The 4210-nt window shown below is 73.7% G+C and carries 4 protein-coding genes and 1 pseudogene; 2 read left to right on the forward strand and 3 right to left on the reverse strand.

Annotation, left to right across the window (positions count from 1 at the left end):
• The 3 genes from Q4D18_RS06160 to Q4D18_RS06170 all read right to left on the reverse strand — a co-directional run.
• Positions 1-509, reverse strand: a 509-nt coding sequence (locus Q4D18_RS06160) for a YihY/virulence factor BrkB family protein (RefSeq protein ID WP_303126600.1), incomplete at its 3' end; no start/stop codon positions are given.
• Between the two features lie 102 nt (positions 510-611).
• A complete protein-coding gene (locus Q4D18_RS06165; protein WP_303126601.1) occupies positions 612-2033 on the reverse strand; it encodes an L-serine ammonia-lyase in 1422 nt (473 codons plus the stop codon).
• Between the two features lie 172 nt (positions 2034-2205).
• A complete protein-coding gene (locus Q4D18_RS06170; RefSeq protein ID WP_303126602.1) occupies positions 2206-3111 on the reverse strand; it encodes an NUDIX hydrolase in 906 nt (301 codons plus the stop codon).
• 164 nt (positions 3112-3275) lie between these two features.
• Here Q4D18_RS06170 and Q4D18_RS06175 point away from each other — a divergent pair, with 164 nt between their 5' ends.
• Positions 3276-4058, forward strand: a complete 783-nt coding sequence (locus Q4D18_RS06175; protein ID WP_303126604.1) for an electron transfer flavoprotein subunit beta/FixA family protein — start codon at positions 3276-3278, stop codon at positions 4056-4058.
• A gap of 28 nt (positions 4059-4086) precedes the next feature.
• Positions 4087-4210 (forward strand): annotated as a pseudogene (locus tag Q4D18_RS06180) (electron transfer flavoprotein subunit alpha/FixB family protein); the annotation flags it as partial.

Here is a 4210-nt window from a genome sequence, read left to right on the forward strand (position 1 = left end):
ACGGTGGTCACCAGGTTGCTCAGCAGCAGGCGGATGAACCCCCGGCCCTCGGCGTAGTTGTAGACCTGGTTCGACGCGCGGTTGAACGCCTTCACGTATGCGGAGGCGGACCACACCGCGGTCAGGATGCCGATCACCAGGGCGATGAGACCGCCCGTGGACTGCTGCATCAGGTTCTCCACCACGCTCTGCACCACCGACTGGTAGTCGGACGGGACCATGGTGGTGAGCTGGGTGACCAGGTCGTCCACCGCCGAGCGGTTCGAGGCCAGCACGAGCGTCAGGATGGAGAAGACGGCCAGCATCGCCGGGGCCAGCGAGAGCACCATGAAGTAGGTGAGCTTCGCGGCGAGGTCCGTGCCGCCGTCGTTGAGGAACTCCTTGAAGGCACGGGTGACCGCGTACTTCCAGCCGGCGCCGTCCAGCTTGACGCCCTTCAGGCGTTCGGTGCGCTCCTCCGGGTCGATCTTCGCGGCCTCCAGGGTCGCGTCGACGGGGTGTGTGGCCACGGGTGTTCCTCTCGGAGACGGCGGGTGGGGTTCCCGCTCAGCCTATCCGAGGGCGGGCCGCCGGTCGCGGGCCGTCCGGTGCGGCCCCGACGGCGGCCCGTCTCAGCACTCGATGACGTTCACGGCGAGTCCGCCTCGCGAGGTCTCCTTGTACTTGGACTTCATGTCCGCCCCGGTGTCGCGCATCGTCTTGATGGCCTGGTCCAGCGTGACGCGGTGCTCGCCGTCGCCCACGAGCGCCAGGCGGGCGGCGTTGATGGCCTTGACCGAGGCGATCGCGTTGCGCTCGATGCACGGCACCTGCACGAGGCCGCCCACCGGATCGCAGGTCAGACCGAGGTTGTGCTCGATGCCGATCTCGGCCGCGTTCTCCACCTGCAGCGGGGTGCCGCCCAGGACGGCGCAGAGGGCGCCCGCCGCCATGGAGCAGGCCGAGCCGACCTCGCCCTGGCAGCCCACCTCGGCGCCGGAGATGGAGGCGTTGCGCTTGTACAGGATGCCGATGGCGGCGGCCGTGAAGAGGTAGTCCAGGATCTTCGCGCGGCGCTCGGCGGGGTCCGCGTCCGGGCCCAGGACGAACCGGTCGTAGTAGTGCAGCACCGCCGGGATGATGCCGGCGGCGCCGTTGGTGGGGGCTGTGACGATGCGTCCGAAGGAGGCGTTCTCCTCGTTGACGGCCAGGGCGAAGAGGTTGACCCACTCCATGGCCCACATCGGGTCCTTCGCCGCGCCGTCCGTGCCCTTCTCCTGGAGCTGGGCGTAGAGCCCCGGGGCGCGGCGCTTGACCTTGAGACCGCCCGGGAGGATCGGCTCGGTGCGGTGCAGGCCGTTCTGCACGCACTGCTGCATGACCTCCCAGATCTCCCACACCTTGTCCTCGATCGCGGCGAGGTCCCCGCGGGAGGCCTCGTTCGCGCGCATGACGTCCGCGACCGACTTCCCGTTGATCTGGCACTGGGAGAGCAGCTCGACGGCGGTGGAGAACGGGAACGGCTCGGGCTGCTCCCCGTGGCGGGTGATGTCCTTCGTCTCGTCCAGCTCGGCCTCCAGCTCCTCGCCGGTGACCACGAAGCCGCCGCCCACGGAGAAGTAGTCGCGGGTGAGCAGGACCTCCCCGGCGGCGTCGTACGCGGTCAGGCGCATGCCGTTGGGGTGGCCCGGGAGGTTCTTGCGCATGTGCAGGACGAGGTCCTTGGGGCGGTCGAACGCGATCTGCCGCGTACCCGCCAGGGGCAGGGTGCGCTCCTCGACGCAGCGGCCCACCTGGGGCGCGGCGGCCTCGGGGTCGATGGTCTCCGGGTCGTGGCCGCAGAGGCCCAGGATCACGGCCATGTCCGAGCCGTGGCCCACGCCGGTGGCGGAGAGGGAGCCGAAGAGCTCGCCCTTGACGCGTGCGGTGGACTCCAGCAGGCCGTCGCGCTCGAGCGCGGTGGTGAACCGGCGCGCGGCGCGCATGGGGCCCACGGTGTGGGACGAGGACGGGCCGATGCCGATGGAGAACAGGTCCAGGATGCTCAGTGCCACGGGTGGCTCCCTTCTGCGCCCCGGGTGCGGCGCGGTATGGCGGTGCCGGACGGCAGGCGGCCGCGGCGGCGGGCGGATCGCGCCCCGGTCCAGCGTAGGGGCAGCGGGCGGACGCGGCCAGGCGGCCTCGGCCGTGGCCGTGGCCACGCCCGCGTGCACGCGTCGGCCCTGGTCAGAGGATGTTGTCGGGGGTCTCGGCCACCCGGGCGCACGTCCGGAAGGACCGCTGGTCCGCCAGGTACTCGTCCGCGTGGGCGAACTCGTCCCGGCGCTCCTCCGGGGAGCGGTCCGGGACCAGCTGCACCACGGGGATCGGCTCGGGGGCGGAGCCGACGGCGAGGGCCTCGGCCACGGAGCCGACGTCCCGCAGGGCCCGCAGCTGCGCCCACGTGGGGGTCATGAGGTTGACCTCCCCGGCGCGGAACGCCTCGATCAGCGCCGCGGGCGCGGCCCAGCCGTGCTCGGTGGCCTCGGTGGTCAGCCGGTCCGGCTCCTGGCCCTCGGGCACGGCCACCAGGAAGAACGCCGTGTCGTACCGGCGGGGCACGCTCACCGGGGTGATCCAGCGCTGCCACGCCCGCAGCCCCGAGGCGTCGGGGGTCAGCCCGTGCTCGGCCAGCAGCGCCACGAAGTCCTGCTCGTGGCGCTCCACGGCCTCCCGCCGCGGCGCCAGGGCGGCGGCCGTCTCGGCGTCGGCCGGCACGCCCTCGGCTGTGCGGGCCAGCAGCACGCCGGTCTCCTCGAAGGTCTCGCGCACGACGGCGGCCAGGAGACGCGCCGCCACCACGGCCGGCTCGTCCTCGGCCTGGGTCTCCACCGGGTGCTCCTCCAGTCCGAGACGGCGGGCCCACGCGCCCAGGTCCGCCGCGCCGGGGGCGCCGGTGACGGCGGGGGCGAGGGCGGCGTCGTCGGCGGGGTCCACCCGACCCCCGGGGAACGCGGTGGCGTGGGCGCTGAAGGCCATGGTGGCGGCGCGGCGCACGTGGAAGACCTCCAGGCCGGTCTCGCCGTCCCGCAGCAGGAGCAGCGAGGCGGCGGCCTGGGCCGGGGCGGGCGGGGCGGGCTCGGACGCGTGCATGGGACCGAGGCTAGTCCAGGGGTCCGTGTCCGCCGAGGGCGCAGGACGGGACCGGTCCCCGGCATGGGCGCGGGCCGGGCGCGCCGGTAGCCTGGGGGGAACCGGCCTGGCCGCGCCGCCACCACCCCCGGCGCCGCGGCCGTCGATTCGAGGAGGAGTCGCGCGTGAAGATCGCCGTTCTGGCCAAGCAGGTCCCGGACACGTGGCAGGACCGCACCCTGGACATGGACACCGGCATGGTGGTGCGCGACGGCGCCGCCGAGCCCGTCCCGGACGAGATCAACGAGCGCGTCATGGAGGTGGCCCTGGCCCACCGCGACGCCGGCGGGGACGCCGAGATCGTGGCCGTGACCATGGGTCCGCCGGACGCCACCAAGACGCTGCGCAAGATGCTGGCCATGGGCGCGGACGCCGCCGTGCACGTGACCGACGAGGCCCTCGCCTGGTCCGACGCCTGGCAGACGGCCCGCGTGCTGGCCGCGGCGGTGGAGCGGATCGGCGCCGACGTGGTCCTGGCCGGCAACCTCTCCACGGACGGCGGGTCCGGCGTGGTCCCGGCCATGGTGGCCGAGCTGCTGGACCGGCCGATCCTGCCGCACGCCGAGGGGATCGCCATCACCGCCGAGGAGGTCACGGGCACCGTGGTCACCGAGGACGCCCGCCTGCAGGCCGCCGTGCCGGTGCCCGCCGTGGTGGCGCTGACGGAGAAGACGGCCGAGCCGCGCTTCCCGAACTTCAAGAACATCATGGCGGCCAAGAAGAAGCCGCTCGAGACCCTCACCCTCGCGGACCTGGGCCTGACCGCCGGCCCGCTCGAGGCGGACCGCCGCTCCGTGATGGTCTCGGCCGCCGCGCGCCCCGAGCGTCAGGCCGGCCCGAAGATCGTCGACGACGGCACGGCCGCCGAGCAGGTCGTCGCCTTCCTCGCCGAGCGCCGCCTCGTCTGATCCTGCTCGACCGACCCCAGGAGGAGTCATGACCGACATTGCGAACACCCCTGTCCTGGTGCTGGCCGAGCTGACCGCCGCCGGCACCCTGCGCACCGCCGTGGCCGACGCCCTCGGCGCCGCCGCTCAGGTGGGCGTGCCCCACGCCGTCC

This window comes from Micrococcus sp. (assembly GCF_030523875.1).
Lineage (GTDB): Bacteria > Actinomycetota > Actinomycetes > Actinomycetales > Micrococcaceae > Micrococcus.